The sequence below is a fragment of the Xenorhabdus siamensis genome, from assembly GCF_037996745.1.
Lineage (GTDB): Bacteria > Pseudomonadota > Gammaproteobacteria > Enterobacterales > Enterobacteriaceae > Xenorhabdus > Xenorhabdus indica.
The window spans coordinates 184,734-210,123 of record NZ_JBBMXE010000012.1; the positions used below are offsets into that span (position 1 = coordinate 184,734).

Consider the following 25,390-nt stretch of genomic DNA (forward strand, 5'->3'; position numbering starts at 1 on the left):
ACTCCTCAATAGTTGTCATTTGACATCTACTGAGTGTTTCAATTTTTCAGCTTGTTCCAGATTGTTAAAGAGCTGGTATTGCTAAACCGGCTTTCAAGCCCGCTTAACAATACCGTTGCTGGCGCCGCTTTTCACCCGGCGCCTGAGCAAAGCTATGGCGTCCCCTAGGGGATTCGAACCCCTGTTACCGCCGTGAAAGGGCGGTGTCCTAGGCCTCTAGACGAAGGGGACTTCAAGTCGCTTCGCAGACGCTGCTCGTCTTACATTCATCAGACAATCTGTGTGAACACTCACAGTTCACCCTCATAGGTTAAGGAGGTGATCCAACCGCAGGTTCCCCTACGGTTACCTTGTTACGACTTCACCCCAGTCATGAATCACAAAGTGGTCAGCGCCCTCCCGCAGGTTAAGCTACCGACTTCTTTTGCCACCCACTCCCATGGTGTGACGGGCGGTGTGTACAAGGCCCGGGAACGTATTCACCGTAGCATGCTGATCTACGATTACTAGCGATTCCGACTTCATGGAGTCGAGTTGCAGACTCCAATCCGGACTACGACAGACTTTATGAGGTCCGCTTGCTCTCGCGAGGTCGCTTCTCTTTGTATCCGCCATTGTAGCACGTGTGTAGCCCTACTCGTCAGGGCCATGATGACTTGACGTCATCCCCACCTTCCTCCGGTTTATCACCGGCAGTCTCCCTTGAGTTCCCACCCTAACGTGCTGGCAACAAAGGATAAGGGTTGCGCTCGTTGCGGGACTTAACCCAACATTTCACAACACGAGCTGACGACAGCCATGCAGCACCTGTCTCAGCGCTCCCGAAGGCACGCCTCTGTCTCCAAAGGCTTCGCTGGATGTCAAGAGTAGGTAAGGTTCTTCGCGTTGCATCGAATTAAACCACATGCTCCACCGCTTGTGCGGGCCCCCGTCAATTCATTTGAGTTTTAATCTTGCGACCGTACTCCCCAGGCGGTCGATTTAACGCGTTAGCTCCGGAAGCCACACCTCAGGGGCACAGCCTCCAAATCGACATCGTTTACGGCGTGGACTACCAGGGTATCTAATCCTGTTTGCTCCCCACGCTTTCGCACCTGAGCGTCAGTCTTCGTCCAGGGGGCCGCCTTCGCCACCGGTATTCCTCCACATCTCTACGCATTTCACCGCTACACGTGGAATTCTACCCCCCTCTACGAGACTCTAGCCCACCAGTCTTAGATGCCGTTCCCAGGTTAAGCCCGGGGATTTCACATCTAACTTAATGGACCGCCTGCGTGCGCTTTACGCCCAGTAATTCCGATTAACGCTTGCACCCTCCGTATTACCGCGGCTGCTGGCACGGAGTTAGCCGGTGCTTCTTCTGCGGGTAACGTCAATCGCAAAGTGTATTCAACTTTACGCCTTCCTCCCCGCTGAAAGTACTTTACAACCCGAAGGCCTTCTTCATACACGCGGCATGGCTGCATCAGGCTGCCGCCCATTGTGCAATATTCCCCACTGCTGCCTCCCGTAGGAGTCTGGGCCGTGTCTCAGTCCCAGTGTGGCTGGTCATCCTCTCAGACCAGCTAGGGATCGTCGCCTAGGTGAGCCCTTACCTCACCTACTAGCTAATCCCATCTGGGTTCATCCGATGGCGTGAGGCCCGAAGGTCCCCCACTTTGCTCCCCAGAGGTTATGCGGTATTAGCCACCGTTTCCAGTGGTTATCCCCCTCCATCGGGCAGATCCCCAGACATTACTCACCCGTCCGCCGCTCGCCGGCAGGAAAGCACGCTTTCCCCCGCTGCCGCCCGACTTGCATGTGTTAGGCCTGCCGCCAGCGTTCAATCTGAGCCATGATCAAACTCTTCAATTCAAAGTTTGCTGCTCAAAGAATTAAACTGTTAGTTCGTAATGAATTAACTGTTCAGTCACTCTTCAAGACTTAATCTTTTTGCCTTTCGGCTTTCGACGGTGTCTTGCGAGTGCCCACACAGATTGTCTGATTAATTTGTTAAAGAGCATGGGCAACCGAACCTGCGTTCGGGTTGCGAGGCAGCGTATCTTACGCGTTTCGCCTCCGGAGTCAAGCGTTTATTTTCGCTTTTCTCTCACTGTCCTCCGCGCCTTGTTTCGGCTCTGCGTCGGTCAGTGGTGGCGCATTATAGGGGGTTTTCCGGCACTGACAAGCGTTTTTTTGCAATTTTACTTTCAAGTGCACAGTTTTTAACCCAAGCAATATAAAAACCGTCCAACGAGTATAAAATTAACGCTAATTTCCCATTGCATGGTGATCTTTTCCTCAATAACATCTCATATAATTGTTACCCTCTTTTACTACCATTGAGATTTTTTATGTCTACTGTTTTACGTCAATACCTAAAATTACGGCCTCAAGTTGGTCAAAGAGTCATGTTAGATCCTACATCTATCGTGATTGGAGATGTCAAATTAGCGGATGATGTAAGCATCTGGCCACTGGTGGTCATCCGTGGTGATGTAAATTACATTTCTATTGGTACACGTACAAATATCCAAGATGGCTCTATTTTACATGTTACACATAAATCACCTAATAATCCCAATGGCTTCCCTCTAATTATAGGTGAAGAAGTCACTATCGGTCATAAGGCAATCTTACACGGTTGTACGATTGGAAACCGAGTGTTAATTGGAATGGGTGCAATTATATTGGATGGAGCTGTCATTGAAGACAATGTCATTATTGGAGCGGCTAGCCTTGTTCCACCAGGAAAAACATTAGAGAGTGGATATCTGTATATAGGTAGCCCCGCCAAACAAGTAAGAAAACTTAAACCTGAAGAACTAGAAGGGCTTATTTATTCTGCTAATAACTATGTCCGTTGGAAAGATGATTACTTAGCAGATATATCAGAGGGTAAAGAGTAACATCCAAATTGATCATCTATTCCACTCAGGATGACTTCTTCAAACTCTTCTTCCAAATCCCAACGATATTGGCGAAATAAATCGAGTGGATGAAACTCTTTACCATACCGATGAATTAATTCATCAGTACTAATCATACACTGTACCAATAAACCACCAACTATAGCAGGGAAGATAACTTTGCTTTCCTGCTCACTCCATTCTTCGCGATCAGGAAATTGAATTGCTTGATTCATGTGTGTAACTCTTTCCTTAAAGTAGTTAAAATGGGTTCTACTTTTGGTAATATGCCATGCCAAAGCTCAAAAGCATGTGCCGCCTGTCCCACCAGCATTCCTAACCCGTCAGCCCAACGTGAAACATTATTGCTCTTAGCAAAATCAAGAAAAGGAGTTAATCCCTGTTGATAGTGCATATCGTAGCAGGCACTATTATTACAGAAAATCGATGGTGATATTCTGGGAATACTCCCACTAAGACCAGAAGCTGTTGCATTGATGACAAGATCAAAATCCGGAGACAAGAAGGATTTTATATCAACTGCCTGGATATGGCCCAATACAGAAAATTTATCCGCTATTGCTTGTGCACGTGCGAACGTACGGTTAGTGATAGTAATCTTACAGCCTGACTCTAATAAGGGAGAAATTACCCCTTTTGCGGCACCACCAGCCCCTATAATCAATATATGCTGCCCTTGGCTAATAAAATTGAGTCGTTGCAAGTCTGCCAATAATCCGACACCATCAGTGTTATCACCAAGAATCTGGTTATCTTCAACTATCTTTAAGGTATTAACTGCACCACTGAGTTTTGCGCGTTTAGTCAATTTATGTGCATATTCATAAGCACGTTCTTTAAAAGGAACGGTAATGTTTGCTCCTAAACCGCCCCGCACAAAAAACTGCTCCAACGATTGTTCAAAATGCTCTATTGGCGCAAGTACCCGACCATATTGATGTTCAATACCCGTTTGCTCAGCAAATAATCGATGAATATAAGGGGATTTACTGTGAGCAATAGGATTACCAAAAACCGCAAAATTATCCATTATTCCCTACCCTTGCCGATATAGTTTACCTGTCAAAGCATCCCTGATTTCTGATGGATTTTTACGTCCGCCAACTTCCCCTACTAAGACAGGAAAATCGTTTCCAAATTGTTGACGAACTTCTTCTGCACTCCGGCACGGTTCCAATCCACTTAAATTTGCACTGGTCGATACAAGAGGTTTCTCATAGAGGGAACATAATTGTCTAACTAAAGGATGATCTGTAACTCGAACGGCTAATGTTGAAAATTTCCCTGTCAACCATTTTGGTGTTGTCACTTTGGCTGGAATAACCCATGTCACCGGCCCCGGCCAAGAAGAAAAAATTATCTTTTTTTGTTCATCATCTAACTGTTCATCATTAATATAGGAATATAGTCGATCATAGCTATCAGAAATAAGGATCAGCCCTTTTTCCCAAGGCCTATTTTTCAGCAATAATAGTTTGTTAACCGCTGTTTCACTGTCAGGATCACAACCCAACCCAAATACAGCTTCTGTCGGATAAGCAATCACTTTTTCTTCTTTTAAGGCAGTAATAATTACATCAAATTTAGGTGAGATTTTATTACTCATTTTATTTCTCGGTTCTAATGAATTGCTGCTTACTACACAATTTACTAGCACAAAACAATTTAATGCCTTGAACTGTTTTCTTCTCTATCAACAAGGAATGATGACAAAACTCACACTTCCCGGATATTGGTTTATTGTTCAGCGTAAACTGACATTCGGGATATCGATTACAAGCATGAAATGTTTTACCAAATCGTGACTTACGTTGAAGTAATTTGCCTTGCTTACATTGGGGACAATTAATTGAAGTATCGTCAGGTTTATCGATGACTTCCGTATGATCACATTCAGGATAATTGCTACAGCCAATAAACATGCCGTACCTCCCTTGTCGTAAGACCAAGGTAGAGCCACATTTCGAACAAGTTTGTCCTTCTAATTCTTTGACAATATGTCCATCTGAAGATGCTTTTAGCGACCGAACATAACAGCATGACGGATAATTAGAACAGGCATAAAATGGACCATGAACTCCGTTGCGGATCACTAATTCAGCACCACAATCAGAGCAATATTCCGTTTCTTTTATCGCAAAAGGTATCTTTTTAGACATATCCTACTCGCCGAATATTAGCCACCATAACTGGAAAACTATATTGATTAGAAAAATACAAATATTGTAACCTTCAGTAAAAGGGAAAACTCAATCCCTCAATTCACTCGAACATAGCCACCAGCAACGACAGCGACTTTACCCATCAGCTCAAGCTCCAATAGCTGGGTCATAACTTCTGTAATAGGAAGAGAAGAACGTTGGGCAATTATATCAACTGGTGTGATTTCATCGCTTACGTTAACCAGCACATCAGCAAATGGCAACTCAGTTTGTTCAAATTGTTTATTATCTTCTTTCTCCAGATTGACCCATTGGAAGTTAGTCTGGATATGTTCCATAACATCCATCACATTGGTTGCTAAATAAGCTCCCTGTTTGATCAGCCAGTGATTACCCTCATTTGAATTCACTCCCAATGGACCAGGTAATGCAAAAATATCTCTTCCTTGTTCAAGTGCACAGCGTGCCGTAATCAGTGAGCCACTATTCTGATGAGCTTCAACAATAATAAGCGCTAAACTCAATCCGCTAATAATCCGGTTTCGTCTTAGAAAATTTTTGGCCTTAGGTGGTGTATCAGGGAAAAATTCAGAAATCAGAGCGCCATTTTCTTTAATACGGTGAGCTAAATTTTGATGGCGACTGGGATAAATATTTTTAAGCCCACTTCCCAATACGGCAACGGTTTTTCCACCTGCATCAACAGCCGCCTGATGACAGAAACCATCAATCCCAATCGCCAATCCACTAGTTATCACCATTCCATTTTCAGCCAATCCACCCGCAAATGTTTTTCCCCATTTTTCACCATAAAAACTTGCTGACCTGCTGCCTACCATCGCAACTTGCTTTTCAGATAAAGTGGTCAAATCACCCGAGACAAAAAGCACAAGTGGAGGAGAATAAATCTGTTTCAATAAGGCAGGATACGCCGGATGAGAAAAAGTCAATAAGTAATTCCCTTGTTGTTCCAACCAATTGAGGCTCGAAACCAACACAGAAGGGCTAGCCTTTAGAAACTGTGTACACTGTGAAGGTGATAAACCACAATCTTTCATTACAGCATGATTAACATGCCTTGTTTGCAAAAGTCGTTCAATAATAGGCACTGCTTTTACTGCTGACAGATGAGAAACCATTCTCATTCGCAACCACATTTCCATCACTTCCATATTGTCATCCTGACTCAATAAGCTGTCACACTTACATGACTAATTTGTAGACAATACTGTCAATCTAATCAGGAAATGTCTAGAATAGGTTCCAATTATCACTCACTTTTTGGATGCAGTTCTAAACATATATGTCAGTTTTACAAGTATTACATTACCCAGATGAGCGGCTTCGCACAGTTGCAAAATCCGTCGAAAAAGTTGATGCAGAAATCCAACGTATCATTGATGATATGTTTGAAACTATGTATGAAGAGGAAGGCATTGGCCTAGCAGCAACCCAAGTTAATATTCATCAACGCATTGTTGTCATTGATGTTTCAGAGAGTCGTGACCAGAGACTTGTACTTATCAACCCGGAATTAATTAATGAATCTGGAGAAACAGGAATTGAAGAAGGCTGTTTATCTGTTCCTGAACAACGTGCGTTTGTACCACGTTTCGAGCAGATCAAAATTAAAGCTCTAGATTATCATGGTCAACTATTTGAATTGGAAGCTGATGGTCTATTGGCAATCTGTATTCAACACGAAATGGATCACTTGATCGGTAAACTATTTGTCGATTACCTGTCACCACTGAAACGTCAACGTATTCGTCAGAAAGTCGAAAAAATTGACCGACTTAAAGCCAAGGCTAAGTAAACTTTAATCATTGCAGGAAATAACAGTGTCTGATTCTTTACGTATTATTTTTGCCGGAACACCTGATTTCGCGGCTAGCCATTTGACTGCTTTATTAAAATCGCAGCTCCAAGTTGTTGGAGTACTCACTCAGCCTGATAAACCGGCAGGAAGAGGTAAAAAATTAACACCAAGTCCTGTAAAGGTATTGGCAGAAAAACACGATATTCCAGTTTTCCAACCCAAAACGTTACGTACAGAAGAAAGTCAACAGTGGGTCATAGATCAACAGGCTGATATCATGATCGTCGTTGCATATGGTTTGATCCTCCCTCAAGCAATATTAGATATACCACGTCTGGGATGTCTCAATGTTCATGGCTCTTTGTTACCTCATTGGCGCGGTGCGGCACCTATCCAACGTGCCATTTGGGCTGGTGATAAAGAAACGGGTGTAACGATCATGCAAATGGATGCAGGCCTTGATACTGGTGATATACTGCTAAAAGCAACCTGCCCAATTACAAATGAAGATACTAGCGCCAGTCTGTATGACAAACTGGCTAATATCGGCCCTGATGCATTACTCAATACATTAAGTCTAATCACATCAGGAAAGAGCCAACCTGAGATTCAGGATAATACTCTAGCAACATATGCTGAAAAGCTCAGCAAAGATGAAGCCAAAATAGATTGGAATTTGTCGGCAGTCCAACTTGAACGCTGCATTCGTGCATTCAATCCTTGGCCAGTGAGTTACTTTTTCATTGATGAGCAACCTATTAAAGTTTGGCAAGCCAATGTTATTGAAGAACAAATTAACCAAGTTCCAGGAACAATTGTTCAAGCGAATAAGAAAGGTATTCAAGTTGCTACTACTGATGGGATATTGAATATTACTCAACTACAACCCTCTGGTAAGAAAGCAATGTCAGCCGCCGATTTATTAAACTCTAAAAGTGAATGGTTCACTCCGGGTAACAAAATCAACTAATATTCATTTGCCTGTATGCTGGTACCATACAGGTATCTTCCTTCTTTACTATTATGCTGATGATATTCAGCTTCTTAACCATACTTTTGACCATACTCATATCATGGAAAATATATATAACCTACGAAGCATTGCCGCAAAAGCGATTAGCCAAGTGCTGGAGCAAGGGCAGTCTCTCAGCTCTGTCATACCTGAACTTCAACAAAAAGTGTCTGACAAAGATAAAGCTCTTCTCCAAGAACTCTGTTTTGGCGTAATGAGAGTATTACCTCAACTAGAGTGGTTTATCGCCCAATTGATGGCAAAACCCTTAAAAGGTAAGCAACGCATTTTTCACTACTTGATCATGATTGGAATGTACCAACTTACGTATACACGCATACCTGCACATGCTGCACTTGATGAAACTGTTAATGGTGTAATCAGCTTAAAACGCCCACAATTAAAAGGATTGATTAATGGTGTTCTCCGACAATTTCAGCGCCAACAACAAGAATTAGTCGAACAAGCCAATAATAACTTCAGCCACCATTTACATCCCAAATGGCTGTTGGACCGCATCCAAAAAGCTTATCCGCAAAATTGGAAAGATATTGTAGATGCAAATAATCAAAAACCACCTATGTGGCTACGTGTTAATCAGCTCCATCACTCTGCAAATCAATACCTTGCCTTATTACAAGAAGCCAATATAGCAGCAGAGTTGGATGAAAATTATCCCAATGCAATTCGCCTGCTAACCCCTTGCCCTGTGAATATCCTACCCGGATTTGATAAAGGTTGGATCACCATTCAAGATCGTTCTGCTCAAAGGTGTGCTGAATTATTAATGCCACGTGATGAAGAAAAGATCCTCGATCTTTGCGCTGCTCCTGGCGGAAAAACAACCCATATACTTGAGATAGCTCCAAACTCCAAAGTACTTGCTATCGATATTGATGAGCAAAGAATAAAGCGCGTAAAAGAAAATTTACAACGTCTTAGTTTACATGCTGTCGTCAAAATGGGCGATGGACGTCTTCCACATGAATGGGCTGCTGGAGAACAATTCGATCGTATTCTGCTTGATGCGCCATGTTCGGCAACAGGTGTGATCCGCCGTCATCCTGATATAAAGTGGCTAAGAAGAAATGAAGATATTGATCAATTAGTCACACTACAATCTGAAATTCTTGATGCTATTTGGCCATATTTAAAAAAGAATGGCACGCTGGTCTATGCAACATGTTCCATTTTACCAAATGAAAATAGTGAGCAAATCAAAGCATTCTTAGAACGACATGCAGATGCTGAAATCACTGGAACAGGCACATTGGAAACACCAGGAATACAAATTACTCCAGAAACAATTGGTGGTGACGGTTTCTTTTATGCCCGATTGACTAAGCAATAATAATTTTCTCTCGTTCCTATCGGACGAGAGAAAATATGATGGCTTTGCTAAAATAACAAAAATAAAATGTGGCTTCTAACACACAAAGAGAATGGCTATGAAAATAATTATCTTGGGTGCTGGCCAAGTTGGTGGAACATTAGCTGAAAACTTAGTTGATGAGAACAATGACATCACTGTCGTTGATACCGATACAGATCGTTTACGCCAGTTACAGGACAAATTCGATCTGCGTGTTGTGAATGGTCACGGATCTCATCCTAGAGTTCTGAGGGAAGCTGGAGCAGAAGATGCTGATATGTTGGTTGCTGTCACCAACTCAGATGAAACCAACATGATTGCCTGCCAAATTGCCTATTCTCTATTTAACACGCCAAATAAAGTCGCCCGTATTCGTTCATCTGAATATATCCGTGAATCAGAAAAGTTATTTCAACCTGATGATATCCCTATCGATTATCTGATATCTCCAGAACAGTTAGTCATTGATTATATCTATAAATTGATTCAATATCCTGGAGCCTTGCAAGTTGTTAATTTTTCAGAAGAACGTGTCAGCATTGTCGCAGTAAAGGCTTATTATGGTGGCTCACTGGTAGGTAACGCCTTATCTTCCCTCCGCGAACATATGCCACATATCGATAGTAAAGTTGCTGCGATATTTCGACAAGACCGCCCAATCAGGCCACAAGGTTCTACAGTTATAGAAGCTGGAGATGAAGTATTTTTTGTTGCCGCATCACAGCATATCAGAGCTGTAATGAGCGAATTACAGCGCCTTGAAAAACCCTATAAGCGAATCATGATTGTCGGAGGCGGCAACGTTGGAGCAGGCTTAGCGTTACGTCTTGAAAAAGATTATAGCGTCAAACTTATCGAACATAATCAAGAAAGGGCTACTGAGCTTGCAGAACTCTTGCACGACACTATCGTGTTCTATGGTGATGCTTCAGACCAAGAGTTACTGGCAGAAGAGCATATTGAACAAGTTGATGTTTTCATTGCATTAACTAATGATGATGAAGCCAATATCATGTCAGCTATGCTCGCAAAACGAATGGGAGCCAAAAAAGCCATGGTACTTATTCAACGCAGTGCATATGTTGATTTGGTACAAGGTGGAGTCATTGATATTGCTATATCCCCACAACAAGCTACTGTATCTGCGCTGCTTGGTCATGTCCGTAAAGCAGATATCGTCAGTGTATTCTCATTACGGAGAGGTGTTGCTGAAGCTATTGAAGCCATTGCTCATGGCGATGAACATACTTCCAAAGTAGTTGGGCGTAAAATAGGAGACATAAAACTGCCTTCAGGAACAACAATTGGCGCGATTGTCCGTGGAGAAGAAGTCATAATTGCCAATGATTATAGTATTATTCAACAAGACGACCATGTGATCATGTTTATTACTGATAAGAAATTCGTTCCCGAAGTAGAAAAGTTATTCCAGCCAAGCCCATTCTTCCTATAAACAGTTTTCATTTCTACAGACTCAAAAAAATATTTTTACTCAAAAAGTTAGAAGGCCAATGATAACAATTTGAAAAAATTATTATCATTGGCCTCCCAACCACTATTTTTATCATGTTTTTCTTTACGACGATAACTTCCTTTACCCTTTTTATTTTTTTCTACCCGTTGTCTAAACAGAGGATCATGGAGAAGAGCTTCTATAGCATTATCTTTGATAACACCTTTTTTATGGCGATATGTCGTCATAGTGACCTCAAGATGTAGTTGTTCAATTAAATTTCAGAACGAAAATTCTACTCTAATTACTCAGAATAATAAATAAAAATTACCTATTTGTTGCTCCCTCTTCTAAGATTTCCAATATAGAACAATATGTACTGGTGTGTGCGCTACCACAACAAGCATCACTCAACATTTTTAAAGAATCGCGCATTCTCTGCATTTCCAGTATTTTTTCTTCTATTTCTTGTAACCTGGAATCAACAATTTGCTTAGATTCTTGACAAGTATGATGTTCAGGATCAACTCGAATAGATAGTAATTCTACAATTGCCTCTAATGTAAAACCTAACTGTTTTGCATAACGAATAAATCGTAACCGCTGCAAGTCTTGCTTTGTATAAAGCCGATATCCTCCTTCTGTTCTTTTTTCATGCTCCATCAATCCCTGTTTCTCGTAAAAACGAACAGTATCAGGTGTAACATTTGCTAATCTAGCCAATTGCCCAATACGATACATAGCAACCTCTAATCAAACAGGAAATAAAATCAATACTATCAGAATAGATCAACAAATCACCATACCAGATGGTATTTACTATTAGGTAAAGGATAACTAAAAGAAATAGAATGGAAAAAAATTAGATTGGATAGAAAAAGTAAAGATAGATAAAAAACCGGGATAATACCCGGTTTTTTACGCTTCTACAGATTATTCTGCAGATGCTGCTTCTGTCTTAGACTCAGCGGCACGGTCAACAAGCTCAATGTATGCCATTGGTGCATTATCACCAGCACGGAAGCCACACTTCAGAATACGAGTGTAACCACCTGCGCGGCTCGCAAAACGTGGACCCAGTTCATTAAACAGTTTTGCCACGATCTCGTTATCACGAGTACGGGCGAATGCCAGACGACGATTAGCTACGCTGTCGGTCTTGGCAAGAGTAATCAGCGGCTCAACGACGCGACGCAGTTCTTTCGCTTTAGGCAGAGTCGTCTTGATGATTTCATGACGAACCAAAGAACCTGCCATGTTGCGGAACATAGCTTGGCGATGGCTGCTGTTGCGGTTCAATTGACGACCACTCTTACGATGGCGCATGACCTTATCCTTCTCAGTAAAACCTTAACCTGTGATCTAGTTATTCATCAGCAATACTTGCTGGTGGCCAGTTTTCCAGACGCATGCCCAGAGAAAGTCCACGTGAAGCCAGTACGTCTTTAATCTCAGTAAGAGATTTTTTACCCAGATTAGGTGTCTTAAGTAACTCAACCTCAGTACGCTGTACCAGATCACCGATGTAGTGGATAGCTTCTGCCTTAAGGCAGTTAGCAGAGCGGACAGTCAATTCCAGATCGTCAACAGGGCGCAGCAGTATCGGATCAAACTCAGGCTTCTCTTCTTTAACTTCTGGTTGACGTACATCACGCAAGTCAACGAAAGCTTCCAGTTGTTCAGCCAGAATAGTAGCTGCACGGCGAATCGCCTCTTCAGGGTCGATTGTACCGTTAGTCTCCATCTCGATAACCAGCTTATCCAAGTCAGTACGCTGTTCTACACGTGCTGCTTCAACATTGTAGGCGATACGCTCTACTGGGCTATAGCAAGCATCTACTAACAAACGACCGATAGGGCGCTCATCTTCTTCCGAATGAATTCGGGCAGAAGCCGGCACATAGCCACGACCACGCTGAACTTTAATACGCATGCTAATGGAAGCGCTTTCGTCAGTCAGATGGCAGATTATGTGCTGCGGCTTGACGATTTCAACATCACCATCATGGATGATGTCGGCTGCAGTCACAGGGCCAATGCCAGATTTATTCAAGGTAAGGATGACTTCATCTTTACCCTGAACTTTCACCGCCAGCCCTTTCAGATTGAGGAGAATCTCCAGGATATCTTCCTGTACACCTTCTTTGGTGCTGTACTCATGCAGTACACCATCAATCTCAACCTCAGTCACCGCACAACCCGGCATAGACGAAAGCAGAATACGGCGCAGTGCGTTGCCAAGAGTATGGCCAAAGCCACGCTCTAATGGCTCAAGGGTCACCTTGGCGTGCGTCGAACTGACTTGCTCGATATCTACCAGGCGCGGTTTTAGAAACTCTGTCACAGAACCCTGCATTGTGTCCTCTCTTTGGTGCTAAGCTTTACTTAGAGTAAAGCTCGACGATCAGGTGTTCGTTAATGTCAGCGGATAGATCAGTACGTTCAGGAATACGTTTGAACACACCTTCCATCTTCGCAGCATCAACTTCCAACCAAGTTGGTTTCTCACGCTGCTCAGCCAGCTCTAAAGCTGCCTTAATACGAGCCTGCTTTTTCGCTTTTTCACGAACGCTGACTACGTCATTCGGGGATACCTGATAAGAAGCGATGTTAACAACGCGACCATTTACCATGATAGCTTTATGGCTCACCATCTGACGTGATTCAGCACGAGTCGCGCCAAAACCCATACGATAAACGACGTTATCCAAGCGACTTTCCAGCAAAGTCAGCAGGTTTTCACCTGTATTGCCTTTCAGACGAGTCGCTTCTTTGTAGTAGTTACGGAATTGACGCTCCAAGACACCGTAAATACGGCGAACTTTTTGTTTTTCACGTAACTGAACACCATAGTCAGACAGACGCGGTTTACGAGCGCCGTGCTGGCCTGGTGCTTGTTCTAATTTACACTTGGTGTCAATCGCGCGAACACCAGACTTCAGGAAAAGGTCTGTACCCTCGCGACGGCTCAGCTTGAGCTTAGGACCCAAATATCTTGCCATTTTCTTTCTCCAACAATCCTAAAAACGAAACGTATTAAACGCGACGTTTCTTCGGTGGACGACAACCGTTATGAGGGATCGGAGTCACATCAGTAATGTTAGTGATGCGGAAACCAGCCGCGTTCAGGGCGCGAATAGTTGACTCACGGCCAGGACCAGGTCCTTTAACCATAACTTCCAGGTTCTTAATTCCGTATTCTTTTACGGCTTCAGCACAGCGTTCTGCTGCAACCTGAGCTGCGAACGGAGTAGATTTACGAGAACCACGGAAACCGGAACCACCGGCAGTTGCCCAACCCAAAGCGTTACCCTGACGATCAGTAATAGTAACGATGGTGTTGTTGAAAGAAGCATGGATATGAGCCACACCGTCAGAGACTTGTTTTCTTACACGCTTACGTGCACGAATAGGTGCTTTTGCCATTATTCAATACCCCGATTATTTCTTGATCGGCTTACGCGGACCCTTACGGGTACGTGCATTGGTCTTAGTACGCTGACCGCGAACAGGCAGACCACGACGATGACGCAAACCACGATAGCAACCAAGATCCATCAGACGTTTGATACTCAGGGTCACTTCACGACGCAAATCACCTTCTACAACGTATTTAGCAACTTCGTCACGCAGCTTGTCAATTTGCTCTTCAGACAGCTCACTGATCTTAACATTTTCAGCAATGCCCGCTGCTGCACAGATAGCCTGTGAGCGGGTTTTACCGATACCGTAGATCGAAGTTAATGCGATCACAGTATGTTTCTGATCAGGAATGTTAATGCCTGCTATACGGGCCACTATGCACTCCTACAATATTTATTCACCGCAACATCATTCTGAAAAGCCCGTTTTCAGGATACTCAAATAGTGTTGCTGTCAGATAAAAAGATTGGCTGGCTAATTTAGCCAGCTCAACCCAACTTTGCAAGAAAAATATGCGATTAATTAGCCTTGGCGTTGTTTATGCTTAGGCTCTGCACTGCAAATTACACGAACGATACCGTTACGTTTAACAATCTTACAGTTGCGGCATAATTTCTTGACGGAAGCACGAACTTTCATTTTTACTCTCCGTAACTTCTCAAGCAAACCAATTAGCGGTTATATCCTTTCAGGTTTGCCTTCTTCAATGCAGACTCATATTGACTCGACATCATCAGAGTTTGCACTTGAGCCATAAAGTCCATGATGACGACGACTACAATCAATAGGGAAGTACCACCAAAATAGAATGGAACTTTCATTGCATCACGCATGAACTCCGGGATTAAGCAGATAAAAGTAATATATAACGCACCAACTAAGGTTAGACGAGTCATTACTTTATCGATGTACTTAGCCGTTTGCTCTCCCGGACGAATTCCTGGTACAAATGCACCGGACTTCTTCAGGTTATCTGCCGTTTCTCTTGGATTGAATACCAACGCCGTGTAGAAGAAACAGAAGAAGATGATTGCAGATGCGTATAATAACACATAAAGTGGTTGACCTGGCTGCAAATACATAGAAATAGTTGTCAACCAATTCCAGTTTGCTCCACTACCAAACCAAGAGGCTATAGTACCAGGGAACAAAATAATACTGGAAGCAAAAATTGCAGGGATAACCCCAGCCATATTCACTTTCAACGGTAAATGTGTACTTTGCGCTGCATAAACTCTACGACCTTGTTGACGTTTGGCATAGTTAACAACGATACGACGTTGACCACGCTCCATGAAAACAACGAAGAAAGTTACCGCAAACACTAAGACTGCAACCAACAACAACAGGAGGAAGTGCAGATCGCCCTGCCGAGCTTGCTCGATGGTGTGACCAATTGCAGGCGGAAGGCCCGCAACGATACCAGCAAAGATTATGATTGAAATACCGTTACCAATACCTCGTTCAGTAATCTGCTCACCTAGCCACATCAAGAACATGGTTCCCGTGACCAGACTTACAACAGCCGTGAAATAAAATGCAAAACCTGGATTAATAACTAATCCTTGCATTCCAGGCATATTCGGCAACCCAGTAGCAATACCGATTGACTGGAATATTGCCAGCACTAATGTGCCATAACGGGTGTATTGACTGATCTTACGACGACCAGCTTCCCCTTCCTTCTTAATCTCTGCTAAACGGGGGTTAACCACTGTCAGCAACTGGATAATAATAGATGCAGAAATATACGGCATTATACCCAGTGCAAAGATAGAAGCACGGCTTAAAGCACCACCAGAGAACATATTAAACATTTCAATGATGGTGCCTCTTTGCTGTTCGAGCAATTTGGCAAGCACAGTGGCATCAATACCAGGGATTGGAATAAAAGAGCCAATACGGAAAACAATCAGAGCTCCAATAACAAACAAAAGTCTGCGTTTTAACTCACCTAATCCGCCTTTAGCACTTTGAAAATCTAATCCCGGTTGTTTAGCCATCTGTTACTTATTCCTCAATTTTACCGCCAGCAGCTTCAATTGCAGCACGGGCGCCTTTAGTAACACGCAAGCCACGCACAGTTACTGCGCGATTGACTTCGCCAGAAAGCATAACTTTCGCGAACTCAATTTGAGGGCCAACAATGTTAGCAGCTTTCAGTGCATTCAGATCGATAACATCGCCTTCTACTCGAGCAAAGTCAGACAAACGGATTTCCGCTGTAACCATTGCCTTACGTGAAGTAAAACCAAATTTTGGCAAACGACGATACAAAGGCATCTGGCCGCCTTCGAAACCACGACGTACGCCACCGCCAGAACGGGACTTCTGGCCCTTGTGACCGCGGCCGCCAGTTTTACCCAGACCAGAACCGATACCACGACCTACACGTTTAGGTGCGTGCTTGGCACCTTCAGCCGGAGACAGAGTATTTAAGCGCATCTGTTACTCCTCAACTTTAACCATATAGGAAACCAAGTTGACCATACCGCGAACCGCTGGTGTATCTTCACGCTCAACAGTATGACCAATGCGACGCAGACCTAAACCAGTCAGAGTTGCCTTGTGTTTAGGCAAACGACCAATTGAGCTGCGAACCTGAGTAATTTTAATAGTCTTAGCCATGGTCATTACCCCAGAATTTCTTCGACGGATTTGCCACGCTTAGCTGCGACCATTTCTGGAGACTTCATGCTGTCTAAAGCGTCCAGAGTTGCACGAACCACGTTAATTGGGTTAGTGGAACCGTAGGTTTTAGCCAGTACGTTACGAACCCCAGCAACTTCCAGAACAGCACGCATCGCACCACCTGCGATGATACCTGTACCTTCGTGAGCAGGCTGCATGAACACGCGGGAACCGGTGTGTGTGCCTTTCACTGGGTGATACAGAGTGCCGCTGTTAAGTGCGACGGTTTTCATATTGCGACGTGCTTTTTCCATCGCTTTCTGGATCGCTGCCGGAACTTCGCGTGCTTTGCCGTAGCCAAAACCAACGCGACCGTTGCCATCACCAACTACAGTCAGTGCTGTAAAGCTGAAAATACGGCCACCTTTAACGGTTTTGGATACGCGATTTACCGCGATCAGCTTTTCCTGCAGTTCGCCAGCTTGTTTTTCGATGTGAGCCATCTTACACCTCTACCTTAGAACTGAAGGCCAGCTTCACGGGCAGCATCTGCCAGTGCCTGGACTCTACCATGATATTGGAAACCAGAACGGTCAAAAGATACGTTTTTGATACCTTTTTCCAGAGCACGTTCAGCAATGATTTTACCAACAACTGCTGCGGCTTCTTTGTTTCCAGTGAATTTTAATTGTTCACTGATAGCTTTTTCTGTTGTAGAAGCTGCCACCAGAGTTTCAGAACCATTTGGTGCGATAACCTGCGCATAAATATGGCGAGGGGTACGGTGTACCACCAGGCGAGTTGCACCCAGTTCCTGGAGCTTGCGGCGTGCGCGGGTCGCACGACGGATACGAGCTGCTTTCTTATCCATAGTGTTACCTTACTTCTTCTTAGCCTCTTTGGTACGCACGACTTCATCGGCGTAACGAACACCCTTGCCTTTATATGGCTCAGGACGACGATAGGCACGCAGATCTGCCGCAACCTGACCAATCACCTGCTTATCAGCACCTTTCAGTACGATTTCAGTTTGTGATGGGCATTCCGCAGTAATGCCTGCTGGCAGTTGATGCTCAACCGGATGCGAGAAGCCTAAAGACAAACTAACAGTATCGCCTTTAACTGCTGCACGGTAACCAACACCCACCAGTTGAAGCTTCTTAGTGAAGCCTTCGTTAACACCAATAACCATTGCATTTAGCAGAGAACGAGTTGTACCTGCCTGTGCCCAAGCATCTGCAAAACCTTCGCGTGGAGCGAAAGTCAATTGGTTATCTGCATGTGTAACTTCAACTGCGCTGTGGATTTCACGACTCAATTCGCCGTTTTTACCCTTAATCGAAATAACCTGACCGTTGAGTTTAACCTCTACGCCGGCAGGAATGACGACGGGTGCTTTTGCAACACGAGACATTCTTTCCTCCCGAATTAAGCTACGTAGCAGAGAATCTCGCCACCCAGACCAGCCTGGCGAGCTGCACGATCAGTCATTACACCTTTAGAGGTAGAAACAACAGCGATGCCCAAGCCAGCCATAACTTGTGGCAGCTCATCTTTTTTCTTATAGATGCGCAGACTTGGACGGCTTACACGCTGGATGCTTTCTACAACAGCCTTACCTTGGAAGTATTTCAGAGTAACTTCCAACTCTGGCTTGGTGTCGCCTTCGATTTTAAAATCTTCAATATAACCTTCTTCCTTCAGCACTTTGGCAATTGCCACTTTCAGCTTGGAGGAAGGCATGGTGACCGCAACTTTATTTGCGGCCTGACCGTTACGGATACGGGTCAGCATATCCGCGATCGGATCTTGCATGCTCATCTGTCTTTACTCCCGTGATTCAATTGGTGACAATTACCAGCTAGCCTTTTTAAGGCCCGGGATTTCACCGCGCATAGCGGCTTCACGGACTTTAATACGGCTCAACCCAAACTTCCGCAAAAATGCATGCGGACGCCCAGTTTGACGGCAGCGGTTACGCTGACGGCAAGGGCTGGAATCACGTGGCAGTGTTTGCAGCTTGAGAACAGCATTCCAACGGTCTTCATCAGATGCGTTTACATCAGAGATGATTGCTTTCAGTTCAACGCGTTTTGCGAAGAATTTCTCAGCTAATTTCGCACGTTTTACATCACGTGCTTTCATTGATTGCTTAGCCATCAATACCCTGCCTTACTTGCGGAACGGGAAGTTAAACGCAGCCAATAGTGCGCGACCTTCATCATCAGATTTCGCAGTAGTGGTGATGGTAATATCCAAACCACGTACACGATCCACTTTATCGTAATCGATTTCAGGGAAGATGATTTGCTCACGAACACCCATGCTGTAGTTACCACGGCCATCGAATGATTTAGCAGACAAGCCACGGAAGTCACGGATACGTGGTACAGCAATAGAAATCAGGCGCTCAAAGAACTCCCACATGCGTTCGCCACGCAGGGTCACTTTACAGCCGATTGGATAGCCCTGACGGATTTTGAAGCCTGCAACTGATTTGCGTGCTTTGGTGATCAGTGGTTTTTGACCAGAGATAGCTGCCAGATCAGCTGCTGCATTATCCAGCAGTTTTTTGTCAGCGATCGCTTCACCAACACCCATGTTCAGGGTGATCTTCTCGACCCGAGGGACTTGCATGACAGAATAGTAACCAAACTGAGTCATCAGTTTTTTGACTACCTCGTCTTTGTAGTAATCATGCAGTTTCGCCATCGTATACTCCAAATTACTTGATAGTTTCGTTGTTAGATTTGAAGAAACGTACTTTTTTGCCGTCTTCGAATCTAAAACCTACACGGTCAGCCTTGCCGGTTGATGCATTAAAGATTGCAACGTTAGAAACATTGATAGCTGCTTCTTTTTCAACGATGCCACCTGGTTGGTTCAGAGCCGGAACTGGCTTCTGATGTTTTTTAACCAGATTGATACCTTCAACAATGACTTTACCAGAAGAAAGAACCTGTTTTACTTTACCGCGCTTACCTTTGTCTTTACCAGTCAGCACAATAATTTCGTCATCACGACGGATTTTCGCTGCCATTGCCTGCTCCTTAGAGTACTTCAGGTGCCAGAGAGATAATTTTCATGAACTTTTCATTACGAAGTTCACGAGTTACCGGCCCAAAAATACGCGTACCGATAACTTGCTCACTATTATTGTTCAACAATACGCAAGCATTGCTATCGAAGCGAATGACAGAACCGTCCGGGCGACGAACACCCTTCTTGGTGCGCACCACTACCGCTTTCAGGACATCACCCTTTTTCACTTTACCGCGAGGAATTGCTTCCTTGATAGTGATCTTGATGATATCACCGACGTCTGCGTAGCGACGGTGCGAGCCACCTAGAACCTTGATACACATTACGCGACGTGCACCGGAGTTGTCGGCCACGTTCAGCATAGTCTGTTCTTGGATCATTTTAGTGCTCCGCTAAATGTCAACTACTACTGAGCCACTTTATTTTTAAAGAGGCCGTTTCAATATCCCATACTACGAGGGCGCGGCATTATAACACCACATCTCCGCGATGGACAGAAAAATAAACGGCCCCGTTATCTTTTGAGCCGTTTATTTCTTACGAGATAACGTCCTATTATAGAACCGCTTTCTCTACAACGCGAACTAAGGTCCAAGATTTAGTCTTAGACAGTGGACGGGTTTCGCGGATTTCCACTACATCACCAATTCCACATTCATTGTTCTCGTCATGTACGTGCAACTTAGTCGTGCGCTTGATGAACTTACCATACAGAGGATGTTTCACCTTACGCTCAATAGCAACAACAATAGATTTTTCCATTTTGTCGCTAACAACACGACCTTGCAGAGTACGGATTTTATCGGTCATTACGCACCCGCCTTCTCAGTCAGTAAAGTCTTAACGCGTGCAATATTACGACGCACTTGTTTCAACAGATGAGACTGTTGCAGCTGGCCACTTGCCGCCTGCATACGCAGATTAAATTGTTCGCGTAACAGGTTCAGCAGCTCAGTGTTCAGCTCTTCAACGCTTTTTTCGCGCAGCTCTTGTGCTTTCATTACATCACCGTCTTAGTTACAAAGGTGGTTTTGATAGGCAGTTTCGCTGCCGCCAGCTTGAATGCTTCACGAGCCAGCTCTTCAGGCACACCGTCCATTTCATACAGGACTTTACCAGGCTGGATCAAGGCAACCCAATACTCTACGTTACCTTTACCTTTACCCATACGCACTTCGAGTGGCTTTTCGGTGATTGGTTTGTCTGGGAACACACGGATCCAGATTTTACCTTGACGCTTAATTGCACGGGTCATAGCACGACGTGCCGCTTCGATCTGACGAGCAGTCAGACGACCACGGCCCACAGCTTTCAGACCGAAAGTGCCGAAGCTGACATCCGCACCTGCAGCCAGACCGCGGTTACGGCCTTTGTGCACTTTACGGAATTTCGTACGCTTTGGTTGTAACATCAGCGACTCTCCTTACTTGCGGCCTTTACGCTGCTGCTTTTTAGGTTGTGCAGCCGGTTTTTCCGCCTGTTCAACTGCAGCCATACCACCCAGGATCTCACCTTTGAAGATCCATACCTTAACGCCGATTACACCATAAGTGGTGTGCGCTTCTGAAGTGTTATAGTCGATGTCTGCACGCAGAGTGTGCAGAGGTACACGACCTTCACGATACCATTCAGTACGTGCGATTTCAGCACCACCCAGGCGGCCGCTTACTTCCACTTTGATGCCTTTAGCGCCCAGACGCATTGCGTTCTGTACAGCACGTTTCATAGCACGGCGGAACATAACACGACGTTCCAGCTGTGCGCTGATGCTGTCAGCAACCAGTTTTGCGTCCAGTTCAGGTTTACGCACTTCGGCGATATTAATCTGCGCAGGAACACCAGCGATGTCCGCTACAGCTTTGCGCAGTTTTTCGACGTCTTCACCTTTTTTACCGATTACGATGCCTGGACGAGCAGTGTGGATAGTCACACGAATGCTTTTCGCAGGACGTTCGATCACGATACGTGAAATAGATGCTTTAGCCAGTTCTTTATTCAAGTACTGGCGAACTTTAAAGTCGCTGTCCAGGTTGTCAGCGAATTCTTTGGTATTCGCATACCAGGTAGAGTTCCAAGGTTTGACAATCCCCAGACGAATACCATTAGGATGTACTTTCTGACCCATTGCTAGTCTCCAGAGTCTCAGCGATCGGACACAACCACAGTAATGTGGCTGGTGCGCTTCAGGATACGATCTGCACGGCCTTTGGCACGAGGCATAATACGCTTCATGGTTGGACCTTCATCTACGAAAATTTTCGCAACTTTCAGATCATCGATGTCAGCGCCATCGTTGTGTTCTGCGTTAGCAATAGCAGACTCAAGTACTTTCTTCACTAAACCAGCAGCTTTTTTGTTGGTAAAGGTCAGAATTTCCAGAGCTTGCGACACTTTCTTACCGCGGATCAGGTCAGCCACAAGACGAACCTTCTGAGCAGAAGAACGAGCGTGGCGATGTTTAGCGATAGTTTCCATCTCTTCCTCCTACCTTAGCGCTTTTTAGCCTTTTTATCGGCCGCATGGCCGCGATAAGTACGGGTCGGCGCGAATTCACCCAGCTTGTGACCAACCATTTCGTCGGAAACAAAAACTGGAACATGCTGACGACCATTATGGACAGCGATGGTCAAACCGATCATGTTAGGAAAGATCGTTGAACGACGGGACCAAGTCTTAATAGGCTTTTTGTCTCCGCTTTCCACCGCTTTCTCTACCTTCTTCAGCAAGTGCAGGTCAATAAATGGACCTTTCTTGAGAGAACGTGGCATGGTTTATCCTCTAATTATTTTTTAGAACGGCGACGTACGATATATTGATCAGTACGTTTGTTACTACGGGTCTTCTTACCTTTGGTCTGAATGCCCCATGGAGTTACAGGGTGTTTACCAAAGTTACGACCTTCACCACCACCGTGTGGATGGTCTACTGGGTTCATCGCCGTACCACGAACGGTAGGACGGATACCACGCCAGCGACTTGCACCAGCTTTACCCAGAACTCGTAGCATGTGTTCTGCGTTACCAACTTCACCTAAAGTAGCACGGCAGTCAGATAGTACTTTACGCATTTCACCAGAACGCAGACGCAAGGTTACATAAGAACCGTCACGTGCAACAATCTGAGCATAAGCACCTGCTGAACGAGCCAGCTGGCCACCTTTACCTGGTTTCATTTCTATGTTGTGCACAGTAGAACCAACTGGGATATTACGCATTGGCATAGCGTTACCAGTCTTGATTGCTGAATCAGCACCAGACTGAATTTGATCACCAGCTTTCAAGCCCTTAGGCGCGAGGATATAACGACGCTCACCGTCTTTATACAGAACCAGCGCGATGTTTGCTGAGCGGTTTGGATCATATTCCAGACGCTCAACAACAGCAGGAATACCGTCTTTGTTACGTTTGAAGTCAATCAGACGATAATGCTGTTTATGGCCACCACCAATATGACGAGTGGTAATACGACCATTGTTGTTACGACCACCAGTTTTGCTGTTTTTTTCTAACAGCGGAGCATAAGGCTTACCCTTATGCAGCTCAGGGTTAACCACTTTAACAACGTGGCGACGGCCCGGAGACGTAGGTTTACATTTAACAATTGCCATTGTTTTTTACTCCTCCGACTTACTCAGCGCCGCCAACGAAGTCCAAGTTCTGGCCTTCTTTCAGGGTGACGTAAGCTTTTTTCCAGTCGCTACGACGACCAATACGCTGACCGTGACGTTTTACTTTACCTTTAACCAGCAAAGTATTTACGCCCTCAACTTCGACTTCAAACAGTTTCTGTACAGCAGCTTTGATTTCTGCTTTAGTCGCGTCTTTCACAACTTTGAGAACGATGGTATTGCTTTTTTCCATCGCTGTGGAAGCTTTTTCAGATACATGCGGCGCACGCAGTACTTTCAGCAGACGTTCTTCACGGATCATGCCAGCATCTCCTCAACTTGCTTCACAGCTTCAGCAGTCATAACCACTTTGTCGAAAGCAATCAGGCTTACTGGGTCAATACCTGTAACATCACGAACGTCAACTTTATACAAGTTACGAGCTGCTAAGAACAGGTTCTCATCAACTTCGCTAGTGACGATCAGCACGTCTTCCAGAGCCATTTCTTTCAGTTTCTGTACCAGCAGCTTAGTCTTAGGTGCTTCAACAGAGAACTTCTCGACAACGATCAGACGATCTTGACGTACCAGTTCAGACAAGATGCTTTTCAGAGCACCACGGTACATCTTTTTATTAACTTTTTGACTGTGGTCCTGTGGTTTCGCTGCGAAAGTTACACCACCAGAGCGCCAAATTGGACTCTTAATAGAACCAGAACGTGCACGGCCAGTGCCTTTCTGACGCCACGGTTTTTTACCTGAACCAGAAACTTCAGCACGAGTTTTCTGAGCACGAGTACCTTGACGAGCACCAGCTGCATATGCAACAACTACTTGATGCACAAGCGCTTCATTGAAATCACGCCCGAAGGTAGTTTCGGAAACAGTCAGCGCGCTTTGCGCGTCTTTCATTACCAATTCCATTCCTATCTCCTCGACGTTACGCCTTAACAGCCGGTTTTACGATCAGGTTGCTGTTAGTTGCACCTGGAACAGCACCTTTGACCAGCAGCAGGTTGCGCTCAGCGTCAACGCGTACTACATCCAGACTCTGAACGGTTACACGCTCATTACCCAGTTGGCCTGCCATTTTCTTGCCTTTAAACACTTTGCCCGGAGTCTGGTTCTGACCGATAGAACCCGGAACACGGTGAGACAAGGAGTTACCATGGGTAGCATCCTGAGTACGGAAGTTCCAGCGTTTAACAGTACCCGCGAAACCTTTACCTTTAGATGTACCAGTAACGTCGACTTTTTTAACGTCAGCGAAAATTTCAACGCTAATGCTTTGACCTACGCTGTATTCTGCATCGTCTTCAGACAGACGAAATTCACGCAGGATGCGGCCAGCTTCAACACCGGCTTTAGCAAAATGACCTGCTTCAGGCTTGTTAACGCGGTTTGCTTTTTTGCTACCAGTCGTTACCTGAATTGCACGATAACCGTCAGTCTCGTTGTTTTTAACTTGAGTTACACGGTTATCTTCGATTTCGATAACAGTTACGGGGATTGAAACGCCATCTTCAGTGAAGATGCGAGTCATGCCCACTTTTTTACCGACTAAACCAATCATTGTTTCAACCTCTCAATCGTTCAATGACCTGATTAACCCAGGCTGATCTGCACGTCTACACCGGCAGCCAGATCCAGACGCATCAGTGCATCAACGGTTTTCTCGGTTGGCTCAACGATGTCAACCAGACGTTTGTGAGTGCGAATTTCGTACTGATCACGCGCATCTTTGTTAACGTGCGGAGAAATCAGAACAGTAAAACGCTCTTTACGAGTCGGCAGCGGGATCGGACCACGAACCTGCGCACCAGTGCGCTTAGCGGTCTCTACGATTTCCGAAGTTGATTGATCGATCAAACGATGATCAAATGCTTTCAGGCGGATACGGATTCTTTGGTTCTGCATGAGACCAGAGCTCCAACTATTTTTATAAACGTAAATAACTACT

The 25,390-nt window shown here is 44.7% G+C and carries 40 protein-coding genes, 1 tRNA gene and 1 rRNA gene; 5 read left to right on the forward strand and 37 right to left on the reverse strand.

Going from position 1 to position 25,390, the window contains the following annotated elements; genetic code table 11:
* Positions 1-155: 155 nt before the first annotated feature.
* Both AAC852_RS12995 and AAC852_RS13000 read right to left on the reverse strand, forming a co-directional pair.
* Positions 156-231, reverse strand: a tRNA-Glu gene (locus tag AAC852_RS12995).
* Between the two features lie 80 nt (positions 232-311).
* A 16S ribosomal RNA gene (locus AAC852_RS13000) occupies positions 312-1,854 on the reverse strand.
* A gap of 479 nt (positions 1,855-2,333) precedes the next feature.
* Between AAC852_RS13000 and AAC852_RS13005 the strand changes: the two genes are divergently transcribed.
* Complete coding sequence (locus tag AAC852_RS13005) at positions 2,334-2,888, forward strand: gamma carbonic anhydrase family protein (protein ID WP_340621398.1); 555 nt, start codon at positions 2,334-2,336, stop codon at positions 2,886-2,888.
* Here the strand turns inward: AAC852_RS13005 and AAC852_RS13010 are convergent.
* The 5 genes from AAC852_RS13010 to dprA all read right to left on the reverse strand — a co-directional run bounded on the left by AAC852_RS13010 (position 2,855) and on the right by dprA (position 6,243).
* On the reverse strand, positions 2,855-3,124 hold the full coding sequence (locus tag AAC852_RS13010; protein WP_340621399.1) for a DUF1488 family protein: 270 nt from the start codon (positions 3,122-3,124) through the stop codon (positions 2,855-2,857). The two genes, AAC852_RS13005 and AAC852_RS13010, sit on opposite strands and share 34 nt — an antisense overlap.
* Positions 3,121-3,939 carry a shikimate dehydrogenase gene (gene aroE / locus AAC852_RS13015; protein ID WP_340621400.1) on the reverse strand — a complete coding sequence of 273 codons (819 nt, stop codon included), beginning with the start codon at positions 3,937-3,939 and terminating at the stop codon, positions 3,121-3,123. Before aroE ends, AAC852_RS13010 begins: the two co-directional genes overlap by 4 nt.
* Before the next feature lie 6 nt (positions 3,940-3,945).
* Positions 3,946-4,515 (reverse strand): L-threonylcarbamoyladenylate synthase type 1 TsaC, encoded by a 570-nt coding sequence (gene tsaC / locus AAC852_RS13020; protein WP_340621401.1) that lies wholly within the window; start codon positions 4,513-4,515, stop codon positions 3,946-3,948.
* Between the two features lies 1 nt (position 4,516).
* Positions 4,517-5,068: a DNA topoisomerase family protein gene (locus AAC852_RS13025; protein WP_340621402.1), complete on the reverse strand. Its 552-nt coding sequence runs from the start codon at positions 5,066-5,068 to the stop codon at positions 4,517-4,519.
* Between the two features lie 98 nt (positions 5,069-5,166).
* On the reverse strand, positions 5,167-6,243 hold the full coding sequence (dprA, locus tag AAC852_RS13030; RefSeq protein ID WP_340621403.1) for a DNA-protecting protein DprA: 1,077 nt from the start codon (positions 6,241-6,243) through the stop codon (positions 5,167-5,169).
* A gap of 131 nt (positions 6,244-6,374) precedes the next feature.
* Here dprA and def point away from each other — a divergent pair, with 131 nt between their 5' ends.
* The 4 genes from def (at position 6,375) to trkA (ending at position 10,727) form a co-directional block, all read left to right on the forward strand.
* The gene (def, locus tag AAC852_RS13035; RefSeq protein ID WP_340621404.1) at positions 6,375-6,887 is read left to right on the forward strand and encodes a peptide deformylase; all 513 of its coding nucleotides are present in this window, start codon (positions 6,375-6,377) and stop codon (positions 6,885-6,887) included.
* 25 nt (positions 6,888-6,912) lie between these two features.
* Entirely contained in the window at positions 6,913-7,860 is a 948-nt protein-coding gene (fmt, locus tag AAC852_RS13040; RefSeq protein ID WP_340621405.1) for a methionyl-tRNA formyltransferase, read from the forward strand.
* Positions 7,861-7,963: 103 nt separating this feature from the next.
* Entirely contained in the window at positions 7,964-9,253 is a 1,290-nt protein-coding gene (gene rsmB / locus AAC852_RS13045; RefSeq protein WP_340621478.1) for a 16S rRNA (cytosine(967)-C(5))-methyltransferase RsmB, read from the forward strand.
* A 97-nt stretch (positions 9,254-9,350) separates the two neighbouring features.
* Positions 9,351-10,727 (forward strand): Trk system potassium transporter TrkA, encoded by a 1,377-nt coding sequence (trkA, locus tag AAC852_RS13050; protein ID WP_340621406.1) that lies wholly within the window; start codon positions 9,351-9,353, stop codon positions 10,725-10,727.
* Positions 10,728-10,774: 47 nt separating this feature from the next.
* Here the strand turns inward: trkA and AAC852_RS13055 are convergent, their stop codons facing one another.
* The 30 genes from AAC852_RS13055 to rpsJ all read right to left on the reverse strand — a co-directional run bounded on the left by AAC852_RS13055 (position 10,775) and on the right by rpsJ (position 25,347).
* A complete protein-coding gene (locus AAC852_RS13055; RefSeq protein WP_323865635.1) occupies positions 10,775-10,975 on the reverse strand; it encodes an alternative ribosome-rescue factor A in 201 nt (66 codons plus the stop codon).
* 79 nt (positions 10,976-11,054) lie between these two features.
* Positions 11,055-11,468 carry a Zn(2+)-responsive transcriptional regulator gene (gene zntR, locus AAC852_RS13060; RefSeq protein WP_340621407.1) on the reverse strand — a complete coding sequence of 138 codons (414 nt, stop codon included), beginning with the start codon at positions 11,466-11,468 and terminating at the stop codon, positions 11,055-11,057.
* A 192-nt stretch (positions 11,469-11,660) separates the two neighbouring features.
* Positions 11,661-12,053 carry a 50S ribosomal protein L17 gene (gene rplQ / locus AAC852_RS13065; protein ID WP_038269636.1) on the reverse strand — a complete coding sequence of 131 codons (393 nt, stop codon included), beginning with the start codon at positions 12,051-12,053 and terminating at the stop codon, positions 11,661-11,663.
* A 40-nt stretch (positions 12,054-12,093) separates the two neighbouring features.
* The gene (locus tag AAC852_RS13070) at positions 12,094-13,083 is read right to left on the reverse strand and encodes a DNA-directed RNA polymerase subunit alpha (protein ID WP_340621408.1); all 990 of its coding nucleotides are present in this window, start codon (positions 13,081-13,083) and stop codon (positions 12,094-12,096) included.
* 25 nt (positions 13,084-13,108) lie between these two features.
* Positions 13,109-13,729: a 30S ribosomal protein S4 gene (rpsD, locus tag AAC852_RS13075; RefSeq protein WP_038269632.1), complete on the reverse strand. Its 621-nt coding sequence runs from the start codon at positions 13,727-13,729 to the stop codon at positions 13,109-13,111.
* A gap of 34 nt (positions 13,730-13,763) precedes the next feature.
* Positions 13,764-14,153, reverse strand: a complete 390-nt coding sequence (rpsK, locus tag AAC852_RS13080; protein ID WP_002919257.1) for a 30S ribosomal protein S11 — start codon at positions 14,151-14,153, stop codon at positions 13,764-13,766.
* A gap of 15 nt (positions 14,154-14,168) precedes the next feature.
* A complete protein-coding gene (gene rpsM, locus AAC852_RS13085; RefSeq protein WP_038240472.1) occupies positions 14,169-14,525 on the reverse strand; it encodes a 30S ribosomal protein S13 in 357 nt (118 codons plus the stop codon).
* Positions 14,526-14,672: 147 nt separating this feature from the next.
* Positions 14,673-14,789 carry a 50S ribosomal protein L36 gene (gene rpmJ / locus AAC852_RS13090; RefSeq protein ID WP_012768118.1) on the reverse strand — a complete coding sequence of 39 codons (117 nt, stop codon included), beginning with the start codon at positions 14,787-14,789 and terminating at the stop codon, positions 14,673-14,675.
* 32 nt (positions 14,790-14,821) lie between these two features.
* Positions 14,822-16,153 carry a preprotein translocase subunit SecY gene (gene secY / locus AAC852_RS13095; protein WP_047682890.1) on the reverse strand — a complete coding sequence of 444 codons (1,332 nt, stop codon included), beginning with the start codon at positions 16,151-16,153 and terminating at the stop codon, positions 14,822-14,824.
* Positions 16,154-16,160: 7 nt separating this feature from the next.
* On the reverse strand, positions 16,161-16,595 hold the full coding sequence (rplO, locus tag AAC852_RS13100; protein ID WP_038269625.1) for a 50S ribosomal protein L15: 435 nt from the start codon (positions 16,593-16,595) through the stop codon (positions 16,161-16,163).
* A gap of 3 nt (positions 16,596-16,598) precedes the next feature.
* Complete coding sequence (rpmD, locus tag AAC852_RS13105) at positions 16,599-16,778, reverse strand: 50S ribosomal protein L30 (RefSeq protein WP_008913894.1); 180 nt, start codon at positions 16,776-16,778, stop codon at positions 16,599-16,601.
* A gap of 5 nt (positions 16,779-16,783) precedes the next feature.
* Positions 16,784-17,284 (reverse strand): 30S ribosomal protein S5, encoded by a 501-nt coding sequence (gene rpsE, locus AAC852_RS13110; RefSeq protein ID WP_038269624.1) that lies wholly within the window; start codon positions 17,282-17,284, stop codon positions 16,784-16,786.
* 14 nt (positions 17,285-17,298) lie between these two features.
* A complete protein-coding gene (rplR, locus tag AAC852_RS13115) occupies positions 17,299-17,652 on the reverse strand; it encodes a 50S ribosomal protein L18 (protein WP_038269622.1) in 354 nt (117 codons plus the stop codon).
* A 9-nt stretch (positions 17,653-17,661) separates the two neighbouring features.
* Entirely contained in the window at positions 17,662-18,195 is a 534-nt protein-coding gene (rplF, locus tag AAC852_RS13120) for a 50S ribosomal protein L6 (RefSeq protein ID WP_340621409.1), read from the reverse strand.
* Between the two features lie 14 nt (positions 18,196-18,209).
* A complete protein-coding gene (gene rpsH, locus AAC852_RS13125) occupies positions 18,210-18,602 on the reverse strand; it encodes a 30S ribosomal protein S8 (protein ID WP_038269618.1) in 393 nt (130 codons plus the stop codon).
* Positions 18,603-18,635: 33 nt separating this feature from the next.
* Complete coding sequence (rpsN, locus tag AAC852_RS13130) at positions 18,636-18,941, reverse strand: 30S ribosomal protein S14 (protein ID WP_010847489.1); 306 nt, start codon at positions 18,939-18,941, stop codon at positions 18,636-18,638.
* A gap of 12 nt (positions 18,942-18,953) precedes the next feature.
* Positions 18,954-19,493: a 50S ribosomal protein L5 gene (gene rplE / locus AAC852_RS13135; RefSeq protein WP_340621410.1), complete on the reverse strand. Its 540-nt coding sequence runs from the start codon at positions 19,491-19,493 to the stop codon at positions 18,954-18,956.
* A 13-nt stretch (positions 19,494-19,506) separates the two neighbouring features.
* A complete protein-coding gene (gene rplX, locus AAC852_RS13140) occupies positions 19,507-19,821 on the reverse strand; it encodes a 50S ribosomal protein L24 (RefSeq protein WP_340621411.1) in 315 nt (104 codons plus the stop codon).
* 10 nt (positions 19,822-19,831) lie between these two features.
* On the reverse strand, positions 19,832-20,203 hold the full coding sequence (gene rplN, locus AAC852_RS13145) for a 50S ribosomal protein L14 (protein ID WP_004246955.1): 372 nt from the start codon (positions 20,201-20,203) through the stop codon (positions 19,832-19,834).
* Between the two features lie 175 nt (positions 20,204-20,378).
* Entirely contained in the window at positions 20,379-20,633 is a 255-nt protein-coding gene (rpsQ, locus tag AAC852_RS13150; protein ID WP_010847485.1) for a 30S ribosomal protein S17, read from the reverse strand.
* Positions 20,633-20,824, reverse strand: coding sequence for a 50S ribosomal protein L29 (rpmC, locus tag AAC852_RS13155; RefSeq protein WP_010847484.1), 192 nt, complete (start codon positions 20,822-20,824; stop codon positions 20,633-20,635). Before rpmC ends, rpsQ begins: the two co-directional genes overlap by 1 nt.
* Positions 20,824-21,234, reverse strand: coding sequence for a 50S ribosomal protein L16 (rplP, locus tag AAC852_RS13160; protein WP_012990491.1), 411 nt, complete (start codon positions 21,232-21,234; stop codon positions 20,824-20,826). The genes rpmC and rplP overlap by 1 nt, the downstream gene beginning before the upstream one ends.
* Positions 21,235-21,246: 12 nt before the next feature.
* Positions 21,247-21,948, reverse strand: a complete 702-nt coding sequence (gene rpsC, locus AAC852_RS13165; protein ID WP_038269612.1) for a 30S ribosomal protein S3 — start codon at positions 21,946-21,948, stop codon at positions 21,247-21,249.
* Between the two features lie 17 nt (positions 21,949-21,965).
* The gene (gene rplV / locus AAC852_RS13170; protein WP_038269610.1) at positions 21,966-22,298 is read right to left on the reverse strand and encodes a 50S ribosomal protein L22; all 333 of its coding nucleotides are present in this window, start codon (positions 22,296-22,298) and stop codon (positions 21,966-21,968) included.
* Positions 22,299-22,312: 14 nt separating this feature from the next.
* On the reverse strand, positions 22,313-22,591 hold the full coding sequence (gene rpsS / locus AAC852_RS13175; protein ID WP_011148791.1) for a 30S ribosomal protein S19: 279 nt from the start codon (positions 22,589-22,591) through the stop codon (positions 22,313-22,315).
* 14 nt (positions 22,592-22,605) lie between these two features.
* Positions 22,606-23,430 (reverse strand): 50S ribosomal protein L2, encoded by an 825-nt coding sequence (gene rplB, locus AAC852_RS13180; protein WP_340621412.1) that lies wholly within the window; start codon positions 23,428-23,430, stop codon positions 22,606-22,608.
* A 19-nt stretch (positions 23,431-23,449) separates the two neighbouring features.
* Positions 23,450-23,752 carry a 50S ribosomal protein L23 gene (rplW, locus tag AAC852_RS13185; RefSeq protein WP_047682905.1) on the reverse strand — a complete coding sequence of 101 codons (303 nt, stop codon included), beginning with the start codon at positions 23,750-23,752 and terminating at the stop codon, positions 23,450-23,452.
* A complete protein-coding gene (gene rplD, locus AAC852_RS13190) occupies positions 23,749-24,354 on the reverse strand; it encodes a 50S ribosomal protein L4 (protein ID WP_340621413.1) in 606 nt (201 codons plus the stop codon). Before rplD ends, rplW begins: the two co-directional genes overlap by 4 nt.
* Before the next feature lie 16 nt (positions 24,355-24,370).
* Positions 24,371-25,003 carry a 50S ribosomal protein L3 gene (rplC, locus tag AAC852_RS13195; protein WP_340621414.1) on the reverse strand — a complete coding sequence of 211 codons (633 nt, stop codon included), beginning with the start codon at positions 25,001-25,003 and terminating at the stop codon, positions 24,371-24,373.
* Between the two features lie 32 nt (positions 25,004-25,035).
* Positions 25,036-25,347 (reverse strand): 30S ribosomal protein S10, encoded by a 312-nt coding sequence (gene rpsJ / locus AAC852_RS13200; protein ID WP_340621415.1) that lies wholly within the window; start codon positions 25,345-25,347, stop codon positions 25,036-25,038.
* Positions 25,348-25,390: the final 43 nt, after the last annotated feature.